The 19,804-nt window shown below is 63.2% G+C and carries 19 protein-coding genes; 7 read left to right on the top strand and 12 right to left on the bottom strand.

Going from position 1 to position 19,804, the window contains the following annotated elements; translation table 11 throughout:
- Positions 1–19 precede the first annotated feature (19 nt).
- The 4 genes from FBY21_RS30120 (at position 20) to FBY21_RS01440 (ending at position 3,581) form a co-directional block, all read left to right on the top strand.
- A complete protein-coding gene (locus FBY21_RS30120; protein ID WP_373870879.1) occupies positions 20–847 on the top strand; it encodes a methyl-accepting chemotaxis protein in 828 nt (275 codons plus the stop codon).
- A 39-nt stretch (positions 848–886) separates the two neighbouring features.
- Positions 887–1,720, top strand: coding sequence for a substrate-binding periplasmic protein (locus FBY21_RS01450; RefSeq protein ID WP_142008096.1), 834 nt, complete (start codon positions 887–889; stop codon positions 1,718–1,720).
- Positions 1,721–1,795: 75 nt separating this feature from the next.
- Positions 1,796–2,515 carry a 1-acylglycerol-3-phosphate O-acyltransferase gene (locus FBY21_RS01445; protein ID WP_107330922.1) on the top strand — a complete coding sequence of 240 codons (720 nt, stop codon included), beginning with the start codon at positions 1,796–1,798 and terminating at the stop codon, positions 2,513–2,515.
- Between the two features lie 94 nt (positions 2,516–2,609).
- Positions 2,610–3,581 (top strand): magnesium and cobalt transport protein CorA, encoded by a 972-nt coding sequence (locus FBY21_RS01440; RefSeq protein WP_142008094.1) that lies wholly within the window; start codon positions 2,610–2,612, stop codon positions 3,579–3,581.
- A 73-nt stretch (positions 3,582–3,654) separates the two neighbouring features.
- On the opposite strand, the gene FBY21_RS01435 is transcribed toward FBY21_RS01440, so the two are convergent.
- Entirely contained in the window at positions 3,655–4,377 is a 723-nt protein-coding gene (locus FBY21_RS01435; RefSeq protein WP_142008091.1) for an amidotransferase, read from the bottom strand.
- 45 nt (positions 4,378–4,422) lie between these two features.
- Positions 4,423–4,683, bottom strand: coding sequence for a hypothetical protein (locus tag FBY21_RS01430; RefSeq protein ID WP_142008088.1), 261 nt, complete (start codon positions 4,681–4,683; stop codon positions 4,423–4,425).
- Here FBY21_RS01430 and FBY21_RS01425 point away from each other — a divergent pair.
- Complete coding sequence (locus FBY21_RS01425) at positions 4,682–4,900, top strand: hypothetical protein (RefSeq protein ID WP_142008085.1); 219 nt, start codon at positions 4,682–4,684, stop codon at positions 4,898–4,900. The two genes, FBY21_RS01430 and FBY21_RS01425, sit on opposite strands and share 2 nt — an antisense overlap.
- 7 nt (positions 4,901–4,907) lie before the next feature.
- Complete coding sequence (locus FBY21_RS01420) at positions 4,908–5,171, top strand: hypothetical protein (RefSeq protein WP_142008083.1); 264 nt, start codon at positions 4,908–4,910, stop codon at positions 5,169–5,171.
- 54 nt (positions 5,172–5,225) lie between these two features.
- On the opposite strand, the gene brnQ is transcribed toward FBY21_RS01420, so the two are convergent.
- The 10 genes from brnQ to sdhC form a co-directional block, all read right to left on the bottom strand.
- Positions 5,226–6,539 (bottom strand): branched-chain amino acid transport system II carrier protein, encoded by a 1,314-nt coding sequence (gene brnQ / locus FBY21_RS01415; RefSeq protein WP_142008080.1) that lies wholly within the window; start codon positions 6,537–6,539, stop codon positions 5,226–5,228.
- Between the two features lie 282 nt (positions 6,540–6,821).
- Positions 6,822–7,709 carry a succinate--CoA ligase subunit alpha gene (gene sucD / locus FBY21_RS01410; RefSeq protein WP_044400216.1) on the bottom strand — a complete coding sequence of 296 codons (888 nt, stop codon included), beginning with the start codon at positions 7,707–7,709 and terminating at the stop codon, positions 6,822–6,824.
- Complete coding sequence (gene sucC / locus FBY21_RS01405) at positions 7,709–8,875, bottom strand: ADP-forming succinate--CoA ligase subunit beta (RefSeq protein WP_044400213.1); 1,167 nt, start codon at positions 8,873–8,875, stop codon at positions 7,709–7,711. Before sucC ends, sucD begins: the two co-directional genes overlap by 1 nt.
- A 188-nt stretch (positions 8,876–9,063) precedes the next feature.
- A complete protein-coding gene (gene lpdA, locus FBY21_RS01400; protein ID WP_142008077.1) occupies positions 9,064–10,500 on the bottom strand; it encodes a dihydrolipoyl dehydrogenase in 1,437 nt (478 codons plus the stop codon).
- 66 nt (positions 10,501–10,566) lie between these two features.
- The gene (odhB, locus tag FBY21_RS01395) at positions 10,567–11,790 is read right to left on the bottom strand and encodes a 2-oxoglutarate dehydrogenase complex dihydrolipoyllysine-residue succinyltransferase (RefSeq protein ID WP_142008075.1); all 1,224 of its coding nucleotides are present in this window, start codon (positions 11,788–11,790) and stop codon (positions 10,567–10,569) included.
- Between the two features lie 42 nt (positions 11,791–11,832).
- Complete coding sequence (locus FBY21_RS01390) at positions 11,833–14,664, bottom strand: 2-oxoglutarate dehydrogenase E1 component (protein WP_044400204.1); 2,832 nt, start codon at positions 14,662–14,664, stop codon at positions 11,833–11,835.
- A gap of 246 nt (positions 14,665–14,910) precedes the next feature.
- On the bottom strand, positions 14,911–15,627 hold the full coding sequence (locus FBY21_RS01385; RefSeq protein WP_044400201.1) for a succinate dehydrogenase iron-sulfur subunit: 717 nt from the start codon (positions 15,625–15,627) through the stop codon (positions 14,911–14,913).
- Positions 15,628–15,638: 11 nt separating this feature from the next.
- Positions 15,639–17,411, bottom strand: a complete 1,773-nt coding sequence (gene sdhA / locus FBY21_RS01380; RefSeq protein WP_044400198.1) for a succinate dehydrogenase flavoprotein subunit — start codon at positions 17,409–17,411, stop codon at positions 15,639–15,641.
- A 3-nt stretch (positions 17,412–17,414) separates the two neighbouring features.
- On the bottom strand, positions 17,415–17,783 hold the full coding sequence (sdhD, locus tag FBY21_RS01375; protein ID WP_044400195.1) for a succinate dehydrogenase, hydrophobic membrane anchor protein: 369 nt from the start codon (positions 17,781–17,783) through the stop codon (positions 17,415–17,417).
- Positions 17,777–18,151 carry a succinate dehydrogenase, cytochrome b556 subunit gene (sdhC, locus tag FBY21_RS01370; protein WP_044400192.1) on the bottom strand — a complete coding sequence of 125 codons (375 nt, stop codon included), beginning with the start codon at positions 18,149–18,151 and terminating at the stop codon, positions 17,777–17,779. The genes sdhD and sdhC overlap by 7 nt, the downstream gene beginning before the upstream one ends.
- Positions 18,152–18,512: 361 nt before the next feature.
- On the opposite strand from sdhC, the gene gltA reads away from it, so the two are divergent.
- A complete protein-coding gene (gene gltA, locus FBY21_RS01365; RefSeq protein ID WP_044400187.1) occupies positions 18,513–19,799 on the top strand; it encodes a citrate synthase in 1,287 nt (428 codons plus the stop codon).
- The last annotated feature ends 5 nt before the right edge of the window (positions 19,800–19,804 follow it).

The following is a 19,804-nucleotide window of genomic DNA, read 5'->3' as shown; positions in this document are numbered from 1 at the left end:
GACGCTGATCGCCGACGTGATGAGCAGCTCCCGCCAGGTTCGCGGCAGTACCCAGCTCACCTCCCACGAAGCCGAGCAGGCCGCCAGCCGTCTGCAGGTGCAGCTGCAGGAGCTGGACCAGTTGGCCACCGCCATGCAGGAGATGGCCTCCACTGCCGAGGAGGTGGCGCGCAACGCCCAGGCCGCAGCCCAGGCTGCCTTGGCGGCCAACGAGGAGACCGAGAATGGCGTGGGGGTGGTTTCCAATTCCACCCAGGCGATCAAGCAGCTGGCCGACGAGATGGAGGACACCGGCCAGGCCATCAACGAGCTGGCCAAGCTGAGCCAGAACATCGAGTCGATCCTCTCGGTGATCACCAGCATCGCCGACCAGACCAACCTGCTGGCCCTCAACGCGGCCATCGAGGCGGCGCGGGCGGGCGAATCAGGGCGGGGCTTCGCCGTGGTGGCGGACGAGGTGCGCTCCCTGGCCTCCCGCACCCAGCAGTCGACCCAGGAAATCCGCCAGATGATCGACCAGCTGCAGACCGGCGTGCGCCAGGCCGAGCAACGCATGCAGCAGAGCCGCGACACCGCGAGCCGCACGGCAGAGGACGCCGGCGCGGCCAACGACATGCTCGGGCGCATCCGCGAGGCCATCAACCGCATCAACGACATGAACCTGCAGATCGCCACGGCGGCCGAGGAACAGAGCGCCACCACCGAAGAGATCAACCGCAACACCACCAATATCCGCGACATCAGCCACGAAGTGGCCGGCGGCGCCGAGCAGCAGGTGCGCCAATGCGCGGTGATGGTGGATCAGGTCGGCCAGCAGGATCGCCTGCTCAGCCGCTTCAGGATCTGACCACGCGCCGCGCCTGGCGCGGCGTTCCCGGAGGCCGCCATGCGTATGCTCCTGCGCCTCGTCTTCGCCTGCGCCCTGTTGCTGGGGCGCGCGGAGGCCGATCCCATCGAGGTCACCATCCTTTGCGACTCCGGCTACCCGCCCTATAGCTACGAGGAGAACGGCGAGGCCCGGGGCCTGTATACCGACATCCTGCGCAGCGTGTTCAAGCGCATGCCGGAGTACCACGTGTCCATCCGTCCCCTCCCCTGGCCCCGTGGCCTGGCGGAGATCGCCAAGGGCAGCGCCTTCGCCCTCTACCCGCCCTACTACCGGCCTGAAGAACGGCCGTGGATGGAATATTCCCGGCCGATCCTGGAGGAGCGCCTGGCGGTGTTCATCCGCCCGGGCCTGGCGGGCAAGCGCCACTTCGAGGACTTCCCCAGGGCCTATGCCGGGTTGCGGGTGGGCCTGAACAGCGGCTTCGTCACGGTGGACGACGTGCGCTACCGCGACATGGTGGAGTCCGGGGTGATCGACCAGTCCTACGCCCGCGACAACCGCACCAACCTGCTGAAACTGCTGCACCAGCGCACCGACGTGTACATCAACGACCGGCTGTCGATCCTCTGGGAGCTGCAGCGCATGGTCCGCGACGGCAGTCTGAGCCATGACGAGGCCAGCCGCCTGGTGGAGGGCCCGACGCTGTCCACCGAGCATGGCCACCTGGGGTTCTCCCGCCTGAACACCGAGGCCTATCCGTACCGGGCCGATTTCATCCAGCACTTCAATACCGCGCTGGGCGAAGTGATGGACGACGGCACGGTGGCTCGGCTGGTGCGGGAGTACAGCGCACTGGAACCCGAGCTGCCCACGCCGGGGCGCGGCCATTGACCCCGGCGGCCTGCGATTGCAGGCAAAAGTGCACACCCGTACACTGCGCGCCTTTTACCTGATCGAGCGAGCCCGATGCTTTTTCTCCTGCGCATGGTCCTGATGGGCGTGCATTTCATCATCGCCGGCGTCGCCGGTCTGCTGCTGGGCCTGTGCCGCCCGTTCAACCCCGACAACAGCCGCCTGTGTGCTCGTCTCTACGGGCTGCCAGGCCTGTGCATCATGCGCTTGAAGCTCAAGGCCGAGGTCAGCACGCTGACCCGGGACCACCCCTGCGTGATCATCGCCAACCACCAGTCCAACTTCGACCTCTACGTGCTGGGCCGGGTGGTACCGCCACGTACCGTCAGCATCGGCAAGAAGAGCCTGAAATGGATTCCCTTCTTCGGACAGCTCTACTGGCTGGCCGGCAACGTGCTGATCGACCGCGGCAACGCCCGCCGCGCCCGCGACGCGATGGTCACCACCACCGAAACGCTGCGCAATCGCGACACCTCCATCTGGGTCTTCCCCGAAGGCACCCGCAACCAGGGCGAGCGCCTGCTGCCGTTCAAGCGCGGAGCGTTCCAGATGGCCATCAACGCGGGAGTGCCGATCATTCCCGTGTGCGTCAGCAACTACGTCCGCCAGTTGCGACTGAACCGCTGGAACAGCGGCCGGGTGCTGATCCGTGCGCTGCCGGCCATCCCCACGGCCGGCCTGACACTCGACGACATGCCCGCGCTGATGGAGGAGTGCCGCCAGCGCATGCTCGACTGCATCGAGGGCATGGACCGCGAACTGGCCACCGACTGATAGCGCCCACGTGGCCCTGGGCAACGTGGCGCCCCGCTGACGCGCCGGGCGGGTTAAGCTCGCCCCACTCTCCAGCCGCACAGGGAACACTTACATGGGTCATGTGGTCGCCGCCGCCGTCTACTCCAAAGGCAAGCGCGTTGCCAACATCAGCCTCGACGAGGGGCTCGAATGGGCGAGAAAGCCCGGCCACTTCGTCTGGATCGGCCTGCATGACCCGGGCCCCGAGGAACTGACCACGCTCCAGCGCCAGTTCGGCCTGCACGAACTGGCGCTGGAAGACGCCCTGCAGCGCCACACCCGCCCCAAGCTGGAAACCTTCGGCGATGCGCTGTTCCTGGTGCTCTATTCCCCTGTGAAGGTGGACGGCCAACTGGTGTTCATCGAAACCCAGCTGTTCGCCGGCAACGGCTATGTGATCAGTGCGCGCTATGGCGAGTCGGCGCCCTACTCCCAGGTCCGCCAGCGTTGCGAGGCCCGCCCGCTGTTGCTGGAGCACGGCGAGGACTTCGTGCTCTACGCGCTGCTGGCCTTCGTGATCGAGAACTACCGGCCGCTGATCGACACCTACCACGCCGACCTGGAAGCGCTGGAACTGCGGGTGCTGGAATGCCCGCTGACCCAGACCGATGTGGTGCACATCCAGGGACTGCGCCGCGACCTGCTGCGCCTGCGCCGCTACATCGGTCCGCTGGCGGAAATCTGCCAGGAGCTGCAGCGCCTGGACTTCCCTTTCATCGACAAGAACATGCGCCCCTACTTCCGCGACATCGCCATCCACGTGAGTCGCCTGCTGGAAGACCTTACCGGTCTGCGGGAGATGGCGGACCACGCCATCGAGATCGGCTTGCTGCTGGAGTCCTCGCGCCAGAGCGTGGTGCAGCGCAAGTTCGCCGCCTGGGCAGCGATCCTCGCCTTCCCCACCGCCGTAGCGGGCATCTACGGGATGAACTTCCAGAACATGCCGGAGCTGACCTGGCACTACGGCTACTTCGGCGTGCTGGGCTTCATCGCCACGGGCTGCACGGCCCTGTTCGCCAGCTTCAAGCGCTCCGGCTGGCTCTAGCCCTTTCCCAGGCCTGAAAAAAACGATGCCCGCTGGTGCGGGCATCGGTTCGTGTGCGTGCGCGAGAGGAGACTCAGGCGGCGCTGCGGCCTTTGGCCACGAAGCGCATCATCCACTCGGCCACTGCCGTGCCCTGGTGGTCGCGATCGAGGCTGGCGATGCCCTGGCCATACACCTGGTCGCCCAGGGCCTGCTGGCGGATGTTGAGCAAAGCACGGGAGTAGTCGTGAACGAACTCCGGGTGCCCCTGGAAGCACAGCACCTGCTCGCCAATGGCGTAGGCGGCATTGGGGCAGAACTCGCTGGAGGCGATGAGGGTGGCGTTCTCGGGCAGGCGGGTGACCTGGTCCTGGTGGCTGATCAGCAGGGTCAGCTCGTCCAGCGCCGGGCTCATCCACTCCGGCTTTTTCTCGACACGATAAGCATGGGTGCCAACGCCCCAGCCCTGGGTGGCGCGCTCGGTCTTGCCGCCCAGCAGCAGGGCCAGCAACTGGTGGCCGAAGCAGATACCGAGCAGTTTGTCGCCAGCCTTGTAGCGCTCCAGCAGGTAGGTGCGCAGGGTCTGGATCCAGGGATCGTCGCCGAAGGAGTCGGCCTTGCTGCCGGTGACCAGGTAGGCATCGAAGCGCTCGCCGGCAGCCGGGTAATGGCCTTCCACCACGTTGTAGGTGACGAACTCGGCCTCGATGGGCTGCTTGGCGAAGAGCTGTTCGAACATCTTGCCGTAGCCCTTGTACTCGTCGACGAGCTCAGGGCGAAGGATGTCGGTTTCCAGAATGCAGATGCGTAGGGGCATGAAATTGTCCTGAAGCTTGGGTAAGGCACCTTGTGTGCGATTTATTTAACACAAGCCTCCGAGCTTTGAAATAGCGCCGCTTCGCAAGGCCTGCTCGTGTTGCCGAAGCGCCTGAAATTCGGGAAGGAAATTGCAACCTGCCACGACGGAGCTGGCATGACACTGCGCCAGCATCGTCAATAAAATTTGACGTTCGTGGCGATGACATCGTCCATGTCGATAGTTGAAATGCTCAGGGAGCGTTTTTCCATCGAATCCGTATTGGCGATTCTGGGTCACCCCAACCCGATGACGGATCGCAGCCATGACCCCCTCCCCGCTCACTTACGCACGCAACGGCGCGCTGGCCAGCCTGGGCCTCTACACCATCGTGATGACCATCGTTCTGGTGCTGAGCGGCAGCTTCAGTCAGGCGCGGCCGGTGCTGCCGCAGGTCGGCTGGGGAGAACGCCTGGCACAGGCCGTTCCGACTCTGTTGCTGAGCGATCCGCATCCCCTGTCGCACCCGGCAAGGCGAAGCTGAGGTGGCCATGGAACAGCAGCGCTCAAGGCGCCACCTGCTCACACTGGCGGCACTGGCATTGATGACCAACGGCTTTACGCTGCTCGGCCATGCGCACGGCTCGGCAGGCGCGGTGGCCCAGAACCTGGAGACACGCCAGGAGATCGCCCGACAGGGCAGTAACGAGCGAGACACCCGCCAGGGACTCGAGAGCCCGCCCCTGAAACGCATCAGGTGGTTGCCGGAGCGCTTCGAGCGCACCTCACTGCGAGGTTGTGAAGGCAAGCTCTGAAGCCCCCGGAAACGAAAAGACCGCCCGGTGGGCGGTCTCTTTTGGCTACGAACCTCAGGCGACTTGTGGTGCCTTGGCCCCCAGCAGTCGATCCAGCACAGCGGCGACCAAAAGGACTGCCAGTACCGGCAGCAACCAGCCGAGGCTCTGATCTGCCAGCGGCAGTTGCGCGACGAAACCAGGTATCCAGCTCTTGAAGCCGGCTGCACCGATACCGTCCAGCACACCGAACACCAAGGCGACGCCCATGGTGGGGATGAAGATCCGACGGGCGTCGACCCACAGGCTCGATGCCAGGCTCAAGGCAACCAACACGATGGCCAGGGGGTAGAGCCCTACCAGTACCGGCACCGACAGGCTGATCAGCTGTGTCAGGCCCTGGTTGGCGACGACCAGGCTAAAGACGCCGAGGATGATGACCACCGTGCGGTAGGAGAACGGCAGGAAGCCGCTGAAGAACTCGCCACAGGCCGTAAGCAGGCCAACGGCCGTGGTGAGGCACGCCAGGGTGATGACCAGGGCCAGCAGCAGGCTACCGGCGGTCCCGAAGGTGTGCTGCACATAGGCCGTGAGAATCTGCACACCGTTCTGCGCCTCGCCGGCAATGCCCTGGCTGGTGGCGCCGAGGTAGAACAGCGTGAGGTAGACCAGGGAAAGGCCGATTGCAGCGATGCTGCCGGCGATCACCGAGTAACGGGTGACCAGGCGCGGCTCGGAGATGCCACGGTCGTGGATCGCCGTGGCGATCACGATGCCGAATACCAGCGCGCCCAGGGTGTCCATGGTCAGGTAGCCCTGCAGGAAGCCCTCGACGAAGGGGGCCTTGGCGTAGGCGTCGTTGCTGGCACCGATGTCGCCCGCCGGTGCGAACAGCGCCGCACCGCCCAGGACCAGAAGTGCCGACAACAGCACCGGGGTGATGAACTTGCCAATGCTGTCCACCAGCCGCCCGGGGTTGAGCGCGAGGAACAGCGCGAAGGCGAAATAGACCAAGGAATAGAGGGCCAGCGCCGTGGGGTTGTCACCGGTGAAGGGGGCAACGCCCATTTCGAAGGAGACGACAGCGGTACGCGGCGTCGCGAACAGCGGCCCTATGGCCAGGTACACGGCAATGGCCAACAGAAGCCCTGCCACCTTGCCCAGGGGCGAGGTCAGGCGATCCATGCCGCCACCTACCCGCGCCAGGGCAATGACGGTCAGCAGTGGCAGGCCGACGCCGGTCAGCAGAAAGCCCATCGCAGCGAACCAGACGTTCTCGCCTGCCGCCATGCCGGCGCTGGGGGGGAAGATGATGTTGCCGGCGCCCAGGAAGAGCGCAAATGTCATGAAGCCGAGGGCCAGGAGGTCCGAGCCTTTCAAACGAGTCATAGAGAGGGATACCACGAGTCGAAATTCATTGTTCCGAGGGGGCTTCCCTTTGGGTGAGGGGAACCGTCATCCGCCCGTTTGGGGCAAACCACTACTAATGCGCGCCCTCCCCCTTTTGGGGTTCATGCGCAGGAAGGTCGCAAGCCTAGCGAATCCGACGGTTTTGCGGCACTGATGCAGGTCAGGCTGTCGGCTTGCTGTAATCGGTTGTCGCCATGGCTACATTGCGACAGAAAAAACGAAGGCCACCCGAGGGTGGCCTTCGCCATCAGTCAATCACGCTCAGGCGTTCTTGACTTCCCAGCCAGTCAGCTCGGCCAGGGCCTTGCCGATGTCGGCCAGGGAACGCACGGTCTTCACACCAGCGTCCTGCAGGGCGGCGAACTTCTCGTCCGCAGTGCCCTTGCCGCCGGAGATGATGGCGCCGGCGTGGCCCATGCGCTTGCCGGGCGGTGCGGTGACACCAGCGATGTAGGACACCACCGGCTTGGTCACGTTGGCCTTGATGTAGGCAGCAGCTTCTTCTTCAGCGGAACCGCCGATCTCACCGATCATGACGATCGCTTCGGTCTTCGGGTCTTCCTGGAACAGCTTCAGGATGTCGATGAAGTTGGAGCCCGGGATCGGGTCGCCACCGATGCCCACGCAGGTGGACTGGCCGAAACCGGCGTCGGTGGTCTGCTTCACGGCTTCATAGGTCAGGGTGCCCGAACGGGACACGATGCCGACCTTGCCCGGCAGGTGGATGTGACCGGGCATGATGCCGATCTTGCACTCGCCGGGGGTGATGACGCCGGGGCAGTTCGGGCCGATCAGGCGTACGCCCAGTTCGTCGCACTTGACCTTGGCTTCCAGCATGTCGATGGTCGGGATGCCTTCGGTGATGCAGACGATCAGCTTGATGCCGCCGAAGGCTGCTTCAAGGATGGAGTCCTTGCAGAACGGGGCCGGAACGTAGATCACCGAAGCATCGGCGCCGGTGGCTTCCACGGCTTCCTTGACGGTGTTGAACACCGGCAGGCCGAGGTGGGTGGTGCCGCCCTTGCCGGGGGTCACGCCGCCAACCATCTTGGTGCCGTAGGCGATGGCTTGTTCGGAGTGGAAGGTACCCTGCGAGCCGGTGAAGCCCTGGCAGATTACTTTGGTGTCTTTATTGATCAGGACGCTCATTACTTACCCTCCGCGGCCTTGACGACCTGCTGGGCAGCGTCGGTCAGGCTGGTCGCCGCGATGATGTTCAGACCGCTCTCGGCCAGTACCTTGGCGCCGAGCTCGGCGTTGTTGCCTTCCAGACGGACGACCACCGGGATCTTCACGCCGACTTCCTTCACTGCACCGATGATGCCTTCGGCAATCATGTCGCAACGAACGATACCGCCGAAGATGTTCACCAGTACGGCAGCGACGTTGCTGTCGGACAGGATGATCTTGAAGGCCTCGGTGACGCGCTCTTTGGTTGCGCCGCCGCCGACGTCGAGGAAGTTGGCAGGCTTGCCACCGTGCAGGTTGACGATGTCCATGGTGCCCATGGCCAGGCCAGCGCCGTTGACCATGCAGCCGATGTTGCCTTCCAGCGCGACGTAGTTCAGTTCCCACTTCTGCGCATGGGCTTCACGAGCGTCGTCCTGGGACGGGTCGTGCATGGCGCGCAGCTTGGGCTGACGGTACATGGCGTTGCTGTCGATGTTGATCTTGGCGTCCAGGCAGTGCAGGTTGCCGTCGGCCTTGATGACCAGCGGGTTCACTTCCAGCAGGGCCAGGTCGTAGTCCTGGAACAGCTTGGCCAGGTTCACGAAGATGTGGGTGAACTGCTTGATCTGGTCGCCTTGCAGGCCCAGTTGGAAGGCCAGCTCGCGACCCTGGTAGGGCTGAGCGCCAACCAGCGGATCGATGGTGGCCTTGAGGATCTTCTCGGGAGTCTCGTGGGCTACTTTCTCGATGTCCACGCCACCTTCGGTGGAGGCCATGAACACGATGCGGCGGCTGGAACGGTCTACCACGGCGCCCAGGTACAGTTCCTTGGCGATATCGGTGCAGGACTCGACCAGGATCTTGCTGACCGGCTGACCATTGGCGTCAGTCTGGTAGGTCACCAGGCGCTTGCCCAGCCAGTTGGCGGCGAAGGCCTTGGCGTCTTCCTTGCTCTTGACCAGCTTCACGCCGCCCGCTTTACCGCGGCCACCGGCGTGGACCTGGGCCTTCACGACCCATTCGCTGCCACCGATCTTGTCGCAGGCTTCAGCGGCTTCTTCCGGGGTGTCTACGGCAAAGCCCTTGGATACGGGCAGGCCGTATTCAGCGAACAGCTGCTTACCCTGATATTCGTGGAGATTCATGCTTGTCTACCGTCTTCGTTTGGGTATTGCGCATTCGGCGCTGCATTCGTGGTGCCGCGCCACCTGTGACTGCCCTGGGGCAGTCCGGCGAGCGTTCCGCGGTGAACACCCGAAGGCTTCACGACGGGCTGCCCACCGTGGTTCTGCTGCCCCGGGAAGGTCGCGCGCGCCCTCCCCGAGGATAGTGCTTAGCGCTTCTTGCGGTTGGCGATGTGGATCGCGTGGCCGTTGACGGCCAGGGCCGCTTCGTGGAGCGCTTCGGACAGGGTCGGGTGCGAGAAGACCATCATGCCCAGGTCTTCGGCACTGGTGCCGAACTCCATGCCGATGGCGCCCTGCTGAACCAGCTCGGCAGCGCTCGGGCCGATCACGTGAACGCCCAGGACGCGGTCGGTCTTGGCATCGGCGATGACCTTGACCAGGCCGGCCGTGTCATTGGCAGCCATGGCACGGCCACTGGCGGCGAAGGGGAAGGTACCGACGTTGATCTCGACGCCTTCGGCCTTCAGGGACTGCTCGGTCTTGCCGACCCATGCAATTTCCGGGTGGGTGTAGATCACGGACGGGATCAGGTCGTAGTTCATCTGGGCCTTGTGGCCTGCGATGCGCTCGGCAACCATGATGCCCTCTTCCGAGGCCTTGTGAGCCAGCATGGCGCCGCGTACCACGTCACCGATGGCGTAGACGCCGGGGACGCTGGTCTTGCAGTGGTCGTCGACGTAAATGTAGCCACGCTCATCAAGGGTGACGCCGCTGTCAGCAGCCAGCAGCTCGGTGGTCACCGGGCGACGGCCGACCGCGACGATCAGCTTGTCGAAGACTTCCTTCTGCTCGCCGTTGGCGTCGGTGAAGCTGACAGTGACCTGCTTCTTCTTCACGTCGGTACCGGTCACGCGGGCGCCCAGGCGAATCTTCAGGCCCTGCTTGGTCAGGATCTTCAGGGCTTCCTTGGCGATCTGCTCGTCGGCGGCCGGCAGGAACTTGTCCAGGGCTTCGATGACGGTCACTTCAGCGCCCAGACGGGCCCAGACGGAGCCCAGCTCCAGACCGATGACGCCAGCGCCGATCACGCCCAGCTTCTTCGGTACGGACTGGAAGTCCAGCGCGCCGGTGGAGTCGACGATGACGTCCTGGTCAACCGGGGCCGGGGGAATCTCGACCGGTTTGGAGCCGGAGGCGAGGATCACGTTCTCGGCCTCGACGACCTGGACCTTGCCATCCAGACCGGTGACTTCGACCTGCTTGTTGGCCAGCAGCTTGCCGTGGCCTTCCAGCAGGGTGACGCCGTTGGCCTTGAACAGGGTGCTGACGCCGCCGGTCAGGTTCTTGACGATGGTGTCCTTGCGACCAACCATGGTCGGCACGTCGATGGAGACGCCCTTGGCTTCGATACCGTGCACTTTGAAGGCCTCATGGGCCTCGTGGTACTTGTACGAGCTGTCCAGCAGCGCCTTCGACGGGATGCAGCCGACGTTCAGGCAGGTACCGCCCAGCGCGGTCTTGCCGTCCTTACCCTGGTACTTCTCGATGCAGGCGGTCTTCAGGCCGAGTTGGGCCGCCTTGATGGCTGCCACGTAACCGCCAGGGCCCGCACCAATCACTACCACGTCGAATTTCTGGGTCATAACTCATTCCTTCTCGTATGAAACCGGACGGCCCCTTGCGGGGCCGCCGTTTGGAGAGATCGCCGATCAGATGTCCAGCAGCAGACGAGCCGGGTCTTCCAGCAGGTTCTTGATGGTCACCAGGAAGCTGACGGCTTCCTTGCCATCGATCAGACGGTGATCGTAGGACAGAGCCAGGTACATCATCGGCCGGATCACAACCTGGCCGTTGATCGCCATGGGGCGCTGGATGATGTTGTGCATGCCGAGGATGGCGGCCTGCGGCGGGTTGACGATCGGGGTCGACATCATCGAACCGAAGGTACCGCCGTTGGTGATGGTGAAGGTGCCACCGGTCATCTCGTCGATGGACAGCTTGCCCTCACGGGCCTTCTTGCCGAAGGTGGCGATGCCGTTCTCGACTTCGGCCAGGCTCATCAGCTCGGCGTTGCGCAGGACCGGAACCACCAGGCCACGGTCGCTGGAAACGGCAACGCCGATGTCCTGGTAGCCGTGGTAGACGATGTCGTTGCCGTCGATGGAGGCGTTGACAGCCGGGAAGCGCTTCAGCGCTTCGACGGACGCCTTGACGAAGAAGGACATGAAGCCCAGGCGAACGCCGTTGTGGGTCTTCTCGAACAGGTCCTTGTACTTCGAACGCAGGGCCATGACTTCGGTCATGTCGACTTCGTTGAAGGTGGTCAGCATGGCCATGGTGGACTGGGCTTCGACCAGACGCTCGGCAACCTTGGCGCGCAGGCGGGTCATCGGGACGCGCTTCTCGACGCGGTCACCCGCAGAGAATACCGGCGCCTCGGCGGCCGGAGCAGCCGGCTTGGCAGCCGGAGCGGCCGGGGCGTTCTTCTTCGCCTCGACAGCGGCAACCACGTCTTCCTTGGTCACGCGGCCACCTTTGCCGGTGCCGGCGATGCTGTTCGGGTCGATGCCGTTTTCCTCGGCCAGCTTGCGAGCGGCCGGGGACAGGATGGCGTCGTCACCAGCAGTAGCGGGGGCAGCAGCCTGAGCGGCCGGAGCCGGGGCAGCAGCGGCGGCCGGGGCGGCAGCAGCAGCGCCACCTTCGTTCAGTTTGCCCAGCAGCTCGCCACTGAGGACGGTATCGCCCTCGTTCTTGACGATTTCTGCCAGTACGCCGTCGGCCTCGGCCAGCACTTCCATTACGACTTTGTCGGTCTCGATGTCGACGATCAGCTCGTCACGCTTGACGGCGTCGCCCGGCTTCTTGTGCCAGGTGGCCACGGTGCCGTCGGCGACCGATTCCGGGAAGGTTGGGGCTTTGATCTCGATAGCCATTGTGTGTTTTTCCTGTCTGATTCGGTTTTCTGCGCGAAGGCGTTAAACAGTAAAGGCGTCCTGCAGCAGTTTTTCCTGCTGCTCGGCGTGCATGGAGGCGTAGCCACAGGCCGGAGAGGCCGAGGCATCACGCCCGGCGTACTCGAGGAACAGGCCTTTCTTGTGGGCGCTGGCCACACGACGCATATGGTGCTGGCTGCAGTACCAGGCGCCCTGGTTCATGGGCTCTTCCTGGCACCAGACGATGTGCTTGAGGTTCTTGTAGGCAGCCAGAACCTCAGCCAGGTCGTCTTCCGGGAACGGATACAGCTGCTCGATACGCACGATCGCGATGTCCTCGCGGCCTTCGGTGCGACGCTTCTCCAGCAGGTCGTAGTAGACCTTGCCGCTGCAGAGCACGAGGCGCTCGACCTTCTTCGGATCGATCGGATCGATCTCGCCGATGACGGTCTGGAAGGAGCCTTCGGCCAGATCTTCCAGGGTGGAGATGGCCAGCTTGTGACGCAGCAGCGACTTGGGCGTAAGGGCAACCAGCGGCTTGCGCAGCGGGCGAATCACCTGGCGGCGCAGCATGTGGTAGACCTGAGCCGGCGTGGTCGGCACGCAAACCTGGATGTTGTGCTCGGCGCACAGCTGCAGGTAGCGCTCCAGACGCGCGGAGGAGTGCTCCGGACCCTGGCCTTCGTAGCCGTGCGGCAGCAGCATGGTCAGGCCGCACAGACGGCCCCACTTGTGCTCGCCGCTGGTGATGAACTGGTCGATCACCACCTGGGCGCCGTTGGCGAAGTCACCGAACTGGGCTTCCCAGATCACCAGCGCGTTGGGCGTGGTGGTGGAGTAGCCGTATTCGAACGCCAGTACGGCTTCCTCGGAGAGGTAGGAGTCGTACAGCTCGAAGCTCGGCTGGCCGTCGAACAGGTTCTGCAGCGGCAGGTAGGTGCTGGCATCCTTCTGGTTGTGCAGCGCCGCGTGGCGGTGCGAGAAGGTGCCGCGGCCCACGTCCTGGCCGGTGATGCGAACCGGGTGGCCTTCGAACAGCAGGGTGGCGTAGGCCATGGTCTCGGCGTAGCCCCAGTTGATCGGCAGGCCGCCGGCGCCCATCTTCTGGCGGTCCTCGAGGATCTTCGAGACCTGGCGCTGGACGACGAAGCCTTCCGGGATCTCCAGCAGCTTGGCGGAGAGTTCCTGCAGGGTCTTCAGGTCGAAACGGGTGTCGTGACGAGCGGTCCAGGCATGGCCCAGGTACGGACGCCAGTCGACGAACAGCTCCTTGTTGGGCTCCTTCACCAGGCTCTTGACCACGTGCTGGCCGTTGTCCAGCGCAGTGCGGTACTCGTCCATCTTGGCCTGGATGCGCTCGACATCGAGCACGCCACCCTGGATCAGGGCATCGGCGTACAGCTCACGGGTGGTGCGCTGCTTGGCGATCTGCTGGTACATCAGCGGCTGGGTACCGGACGGCTCGTCGGCCTCGTTGTGGCCACGGCGACGGTAGCAGACCAGGTCGATCACCACGTCGCGCTTGAACTGCATGCGGTAGTCGACGGCCAGCTGGGTCACGAACAGGACGGCTTCGGGGTCATCACCGTTCACGTGGAAGATCGGCGCCTGGATCATCTTGGCGACGTCGGTGGCGTACTCGGTGGAGCGCGCATCTTCCTGGCGGCTGGTGGTGAAACCGACCTGGTTGTTGATGACGATGTGAACCGTGCCGCCGGTGCGGTAGCCACGGGTCTGCGACATCTGGAAGGTTTCCATGACCACGCCCTGGCCTGCGAAGGCGGCGTCGCCGTGGATGGAGATCGGCAGTACCTTGTCGCCAGTCTTGTCCTTGCGGCGATCCTGACGGGCACGAACGGAACCTTCCACCACCGGGGAAACGATTTCCAGGTGGGAGGGGTTGAACGCCAGGGCCAGGTGAACTTCGCCACCAGCGGTCATGACGTTGGAGGAGAACCCCTGGTGGTACTTCACGTCACCGGAGGACAGGCCCTCGACCTTCTTGCCTTCGAACTCGTCGAAGAGGTCGCGCGGGTTCTTGCCGAAGGTGTTGACCAGTACGTTCAGGCGGCCCCGGTGGGCCATGCCGATGACGATCTCCTGGGTACCGTATGCACCGGAACGCTGGATGATCTCGTCGAGCATCGGAATGAGGCTTTCACCACCTTCCAGGCCGAAACGCTTGGTGCCCGGGTACTTGGTGCCCAGGTACTTCTCCAGGCCTTCGGCCGCAGTCAGGCGCTCGAGCAGGTGGCTCTTGACCTCAGGGGAGAAGGACGGACGGCCACGCACGCTTTCCAGACGCTGCTGGAACCACTTGCGCTGCTCGGAATCGACGATGTGGGTGAACTCGGCGCCGAAGGTGCTGCAATAGGTTTGCTGCAGGGCCTGGTGGATCTCGCGCAGGGTTGCCTCTTCCTTGCCGATGTAAAGCTCACCGGTACGGAAGGTGGTGTCGAGATCGGCATCGGTCAGACCGTAGTGATTAATCGCCAGGTCAGCCGGGGCCTTGCGCTGCCAGAGGCCAAGGGGGTCGAGCTGGGCCGCCTGATGGCCGCGCATGCGGAAGGCCTGGATCAGGCGCAGGACTTCAACCTGCTTCTTCTCGTGCTCGGTGCTGACACTGCCAGCGGAAACCGGCTGAGCGCGGCGCTGGTTCTTGGCGAGCAGGACGAAATGGTCGCGAACGGTAGAATGCGATACGTCGGTGGCTGCATTGCCGTCGGACGGCAACTTCTGGAAGTAGGTGCGCCACTCTTCTGGCACAGCGTTGGGATCGTGCAGGTAAAGCTCATAGAGCTCTTCCACATATGCAGCGTTGCCACCGGATAGGTGGGCGCTGTTCCACATGCGCTGCATTTCGCTTTCTTGCATGCTTGGTCACCCTCGGTAAGGGGACACCACCGGCGTGGAATCGGCATCGCAGCCTCAACTCCGGGTACGGCGACCAGGATGAAAGCCACTCAGGATCCCGCAGATAGTCCGGGCACCAGCCCGGTTGCCCCTGCTGGTCATCTATATCATTTCAAATAAGGACTTCGGCTTTGTGAGCGTCGGTCCTGGTTGTACTGCGGCGCCCCGAAAGGCGCCGCAGGTGTTACGGGTACAGCATGTAACGCATCAGGTACCGCTTTGCAGCAACATGTTGCGTACGTGACCGATAGCCTTGGTGGGGTTCAGGCCCTTGGGGCAGACGTTCACGCAGTTCATGATGCCGCGGCAGCGGAATACGCTGAACGGGTCATCCAGGGCAGCCAGACGCTCTTCGGTCTTGGTGTCGCGGCTGTCGGCCAGGAAACGGTAGGCCTGCAGCAGCGCAGCGGGACCGAGGAACTTGTCGGGGTTCCACCAGAACGACGGGCAGGAGGTCGAGCAGCAAGCACACAGGATGCACTCGTACAGACCGTCCAGCTTCTCGCGCTGTTCCGGGGACTGCAGACGCTCGATCGCCGGAGCGGGCGTGTCGTTCTGCAGGAAGGGTTTCACCTTCTCGTACTGCTTGTAGAAGATGCTCATGTCGACGACGAGGTCACGAATGACCGGCAGGCCCGGCAGCGGGCGGATCACCAGCTTGCCGCCCTTCAGCCCGGCAGCGGACAGCGGGGTGATGCAGGCCAGGCCGTTCTTGCCGTTGATGTTCATGCCATCGGAGCCGCAGACGCCTTCACGGCAGGAACGACGGTAGGAGAAACCCTCGTCCTTTTCCTTGATCAGGGCCAGGACATCGAGAACCATGATGTCCTTGCCGCCGGTATCAACCTGGAAGTCCTGCATGGTCGGAGCGCTGTCGCTCTCCGGGTTGTAGCGATAGACGCTGACAGTGAGAGTGTTGGACATGTCGGCCACCCTTAATAGGTACGTACTTTGGGTTCGAAGGCCGGAACGGTCTTCGGCGCGAAGTTGACGGCGCGCTTGGATACGCGCTTCTCACCCGGGAAGTACAGGGTATGGCACAGCCAGTTCTCGTCGTCCCGATCCTCGAAGTCTTCGCGGGCATGGGCACCACGGGACTCCTTGCGGACCTCGGCGGCGATGGCAGTGGCTTCCGCGACTTCCAGCAGGTTCTGCAACTCCAGCGCTTCGATGCGCGCAGTGTTGAAAGCCTGGGACTTGTCGTTGATCTTGACGCCGGCGATGCGCTCGCGCAGGTCGGCGAGTTGGGCGATGCCCTTCTGCATGTATTCGCCGGTGCGGAACACACCGAAGTAGTTCTGCATGCACTGTTGCAGTTCGCGCTTCAGCGGGGCGACTTCTTCACCGCTGGAACGCTCGTTGACGCCAGCCAGACGTTTGAGGGATTGCTCGATGTCGGTGTCGCTAGCGCCACGGGTCTCGATGCCTTCCTTGAGGGCCTTCTCGAGGTGCAGGCCAGCTGCACGACCGAAGACCACGAGATCCAGCAGGGAGTTGCCGCCCAGGCGGTTGGCACCATGCACGGATACGCACGCGACTTCGCCGACCGCGAACAGGCCTTCGATGATCGTGTCGTTGCCGTTGGCATCCTGGGTAATGGCCTGGCCATGGATGTTGGTGGCAACGCCGCCCATCATGTAGTGGCAGGTCGGGATGACCGGGATCGGCGCAACAACGGGGTCGACGTGCGCGAACGTCTTGGACAGTTCGCAGATGCCGGGCAGGCGGCTGTGCAGGACTTCCTCACCGAGGTGGTCCAGCTTCAGCAGCACGTGATCCTTGTTCGGGCCGACGCCGTTGCCGGCGATCACTTCCTTGACCATGGAGCGGGCAACCACATCGCGGCCTGCCAGGTCCTTGGCGTTCGGAGCGTAACGCTCCATGAAGCGCTCGCCATGGGCGTTGATCAGGTAACCACCTTCACCACGGCAACCTTCGGTCACCAGTACGCCAGCGCCGGCAATACCGGTCGGGTGGAACTGCCACATCTCGATGTCCTGGACCGGCACGCCAGCGCGCAGGGCCATGCCGACACCATCACCGGTGTTGATCAGAGCATTGGTGGTGGAAGCGTAGATACGACCTGCACCGCCGGTGGCCAGCACGACGGCCTTGGAGCGGATGTAGACGGTCTCGCCGGTCTCGATGCAGATGGCGATGATGCCGACGATGGCGCCGTCTTGGTTCTTCACCAGGTCAACGGCATACCACTCGTTGAGGAACGAGGTACCGTTCTTCAGGTTGGCCTGGTACAGGGTGTGCAGCAGCGCGTGACCGGTACGGTCGGCTGCGGCGCAGGTACGAGCAGCCTGACCGCCCTTGCCGAAGTCCTTGGACTGGCCACCGAACGGACGCTGGTAGATGCGGCCTTGTTCGGTACGGGAGAACGGCAGACCCATGTGCTCGAGCTCGAACACGGCCTCCGGCCCCACGGAGCACATGTATTCGATAGCGTCCTGGTCACCGATGTAGTCGGAGCCCTTGACGGTGTCGTACATGTGCCAGCGCCAATCGTCGTTCGGGTCGGCCGAAGCGATGGCGCAGGTGATGCCACCCTGGGCGGAAACGGTATGGGAGCGGGTCGGGAAGACCTTGGTCACCACGGCAGTCTTGTGACCACCCTGAGCCAGCTGCAGAGCAGCGCGCATGCCAGCACCACCACCACCGACGATGATGGCATCGAAGGAAAGAGTACGAATGTTAGCCATGAATCAGATACCCCACAGAATCTGAACGCCCCAGACGAAGTAGGCGAACATCGCCATACCGCAAACGGCCTGGAACAGGAAACGCACAACCACCGCCCAACGACCCAGCGCCATCGGCGTCAGGTAGTCAGTGGAAATGGTCCACATGCCGACCCAGGCATGAACACCCAGGGCGACCAGTCCGAGCAGACTGAAAATGCGCATCCAGCTCTGTGAGAACAGACCATGCCAATCGGCAAAGGTCAGTCCGGGGTGAGCAACGAGGTACCCCAGCAGGAAAAGGAAATAAGCCGCGAGAACGACTGCAGAAACGCGCTGAGCCATCCAGTCATAGAGACCCGAACGCGAGAAGTTCGTGACGTTGGTTACCATACCCATACCCCCGCGAGAATGATCAGCACAGCCGAAACTGCGATGACGATTTTCGAGCCCCGCTTGCCGCCCTCGAGCGTCTCACCGACACCCGCGTCCATTACCAGGTGGCGCACGCCGGCTACCAGGTGATAGAGCAGTGCGGACAGCAGGCCCCAAATCACAAGCTTGGCCAGCGGACTGGTCAGGCACGCCTTCACGCTCTCGAAGCCAGCCTCGGATTCAAGCGACTTGCCGAGCGCATAAAGCAGCACAGCAATGCCGATGAAGAGGATGACGCCGGAGATGCGGTGAAGAATGGACGTATAAGCTGTGATCGGGAGTTTGATGGTCCTGAGATCTAGGTTTACAGGTCGTTGGCTATTCACGGCTTTTTTTCACACTGAGGCCCCTAACAATCAGGGCAAGTTGTCGGGAAGTGCACTGGTCAGGTACCCCTCACCAAGGGAGTGCCAACCTCCGGATTACAGGCCTTCAAAGCCCCCTGAGGTCGGGCCGTGAGTATAGACAGTTAGCTGACTAATGACAACGCAATCCCCCCCACCCAATAGCGGATTGCACGCCCTAAATAAAAGGCGTAAATAGGCCGCCTTTTTACTTGAAAAATGCCCGCAAACCCGCCTGCCACATGGGTTTCTCCAAATTGACATTCGGATTTATACCTCTATAGTGGTGCGGGCCCTGCGTGGGGGGCTGTCTGATGATTTCAAGCATAAATAGGAGGCCGTTATGGCTGACAAAAAAGCGCAGTTGATCATCGAGGGCGTAGCCCCCGTCGAGCTGCCCGTTCTGTCCGGAACCGTAGGTCCCGATGTAATCGATGTGCGGGGCCTGACCTCCACGGGGCGCTTCACGTTTGATCCTGGCTTTATGTCTACCGCCTCTTGTGAGTCGAAGATCACCTACATCGACGGCGACAAGGGCATTCTGCTTCACCGCGGCTACCCCATCGAGCAACTGGCCGAGAACTCCGATTACCTGGAGACCTGCTACCTCCTGCTGAACGGCGAACTCCCCAGCGCAGAGGAAAAGGCCAAGTTCGTCAGCACCGTGAAGAATCACACCATGGTGCACGAGCAGCTCAAGAGCTTCTTCAACGGCTTCCGCCGTGATGCCCACCCGATGGCCATCATGTGCGGCGTAGTCGGCGCCCTCTCCGCCTTCTACCACGACTCCCTGGACATCAACGACCCGCACCACCGCGAGATCTCCGCGATCCGCCTGGTCGCCAAGATGCCGACCATCGCCGCCATGGTCTACAAGTACTCCATGGGCCAGCCCATGATGTATCCGCGTAACGACCTGAACTACGCGGAAAATTTCCTGCACATGATGTTCAACACCCCGTGCGAGATCAAACCGATCAGCCCGGTACTGGCCAAGGCCATGGATCGCATCTTCATCCTGCATGCGGACCACGAGCAGAACGCCTCCACCTCCACTGTTCGCCTGGCCGGCTCCTCCGGCGCCAACCCGTTCGCCTGCATCGCTGCCGGCATCGCCGCCCTTTGGGGCCCAGCACACGGCGGCGCCAACGAAGCAGTACTGACCATGCTGGACGAGATCGGTGATGTGTCCAACATCGAGAAGTACGTCGCCAAGGCCAAGGACAAGAACGATCCGTTCAAGCTGATGGGCTTCGGTCACCGCGTCTACAAGAACTTCGACCCCCGCGCCAAGGTCATGAAGCAGACCTGCGATGAAGTACTGGCCGAACTGGGCATCAACGACCCGCAACTCGAACTGGCCATGAAGCTGGAAGAGATCGCGCGCAACGATCCTTACTTCAAGGAGCGCAACCTCTACCCGAACGTGGACTTCTACTCCGGCATCATCCTGAAGGCCATCGGCATTCCCACCAGCATGTTCACCGTGATCTTCGCCCTGGCGCGCACCGTCGGCTGGATCTCCCACTGGAAGGAAATGCTTTCCGGCCCGTACAAGATTGGCCGCCCGCGCCAGCTGTACACCGGCCCGGAGCAGCGCGACTACGTCGAGCTCAACGCTCGCAAGTAAGCGCG

Origin of the sequence: Pseudomonas sp. SLBN-26, assembly GCF_006715895.1 — a bacterium.
GTDB lineage: Bacteria > Pseudomonadota > Gammaproteobacteria > Pseudomonadales > Pseudomonadaceae > Metapseudomonas > Metapseudomonas otitidis.
Note: the sequence above shows the minus strand (reverse complement) of the source record. Positions and strands in the feature narration are given on the sequence as shown.

Bases quoted from the DNA above. Each gene is read 5' to 3' on its own strand.
- FBY21_RS30120 (WP_373870879.1), top strand. From the start codon at position 20: ATGAGCAGCTCCCGCCAGGTTCGCGGCAGTACCCAGCTCACCTCCCAC.
- FBY21_RS01450 (WP_142008096.1), top strand. From the start codon at position 887: ATGCGTATGCTCCTGCGCCTCGTCTTCGCCTGCGCCCTGTTGCTGGGG.
- FBY21_RS01445 (WP_107330922.1), top strand. From the start codon at position 1,796: ATGCTTTTTCTCCTGCGCATGGTCCTGATGGGCGTGCATTTCATCATC.
- FBY21_RS01440 (WP_142008094.1), top strand. From the start codon at position 2,610: ATGGGTCATGTGGTCGCCGCCGCCGTCTACTCCAAAGGCAAGCGCGTT.
- FBY21_RS01435 (WP_142008091.1), bottom strand. From the start codon at position 4,377: ATGCCCCTACGCATCTGCATTCTGGAAACCGACATCCTTCGCCCTGAG.
- FBY21_RS01425 (WP_142008085.1), top strand. From the start codon at position 4,682: ATGACCCCCTCCCCGCTCACTTACGCACGCAACGGCGCGCTGGCCAGC.
- FBY21_RS01430 (WP_142008088.1), bottom strand. From the start codon at position 4,683: ATGGCTGCGATCCGTCATCGGGTTGGGGTGACCCAGAATCGCCAATAC.
- FBY21_RS01420 (WP_142008083.1), top strand. From the start codon at position 4,908: ATGGAACAGCAGCGCTCAAGGCGCCACCTGCTCACACTGGCGGCACTG.
- brnQ (WP_142008080.1), bottom strand. From the start codon at position 6,539: ATGACTCGTTTGAAAGGCTCGGACCTCCTGGCCCTCGGCTTCATGACA.
- sucD (WP_044400216.1), bottom strand. From the start codon at position 7,709: ATGAGCGTCCTGATCAATAAAGACACCAAAGTAATCTGCCAGGGCTTC.
- sucC (WP_044400213.1), bottom strand. From the start codon at position 8,875: ATGAATCTCCACGAATATCAGGGTAAGCAGCTGTTCGCTGAATACGGC.
- lpdA (WP_142008077.1), bottom strand. From the start codon at position 10,500: ATGACCCAGAAATTCGACGTGGTAGTGATTGGTGCGGGCCCTGGCGGT.
- odhB (WP_142008075.1), bottom strand. From the start codon at position 11,790: ATGGCTATCGAGATCAAAGCCCCAACCTTCCCGGAATCGGTCGCCGAC.
- FBY21_RS01390 (WP_044400204.1), bottom strand. From the start codon at position 14,664: ATGCAAGAAAGCGAAATGCAGCGCATGTGGAACAGCGCCCACCTATCC.
- FBY21_RS01385 (WP_044400201.1), bottom strand. From the start codon at position 15,627: ATGTCCAACACTCTCACTGTCAGCGTCTATCGCTACAACCCGGAGAGC.
- sdhA (WP_044400198.1), bottom strand. From the start codon at position 17,411: ATGGCTAACATTCGTACTCTTTCCTTCGATGCCATCATCGTCGGTGGT.
- sdhD (WP_044400195.1), bottom strand. From the start codon at position 17,783: ATGGTAACCAACGTCACGAACTTCTCGCGTTCGGGTCTCTATGACTGG.
- gltA (WP_044400187.1), top strand. From the start codon at position 18,513: ATGGCTGACAAAAAAGCGCAGTTGATCATCGAGGGCGTAGCCCCCGTC.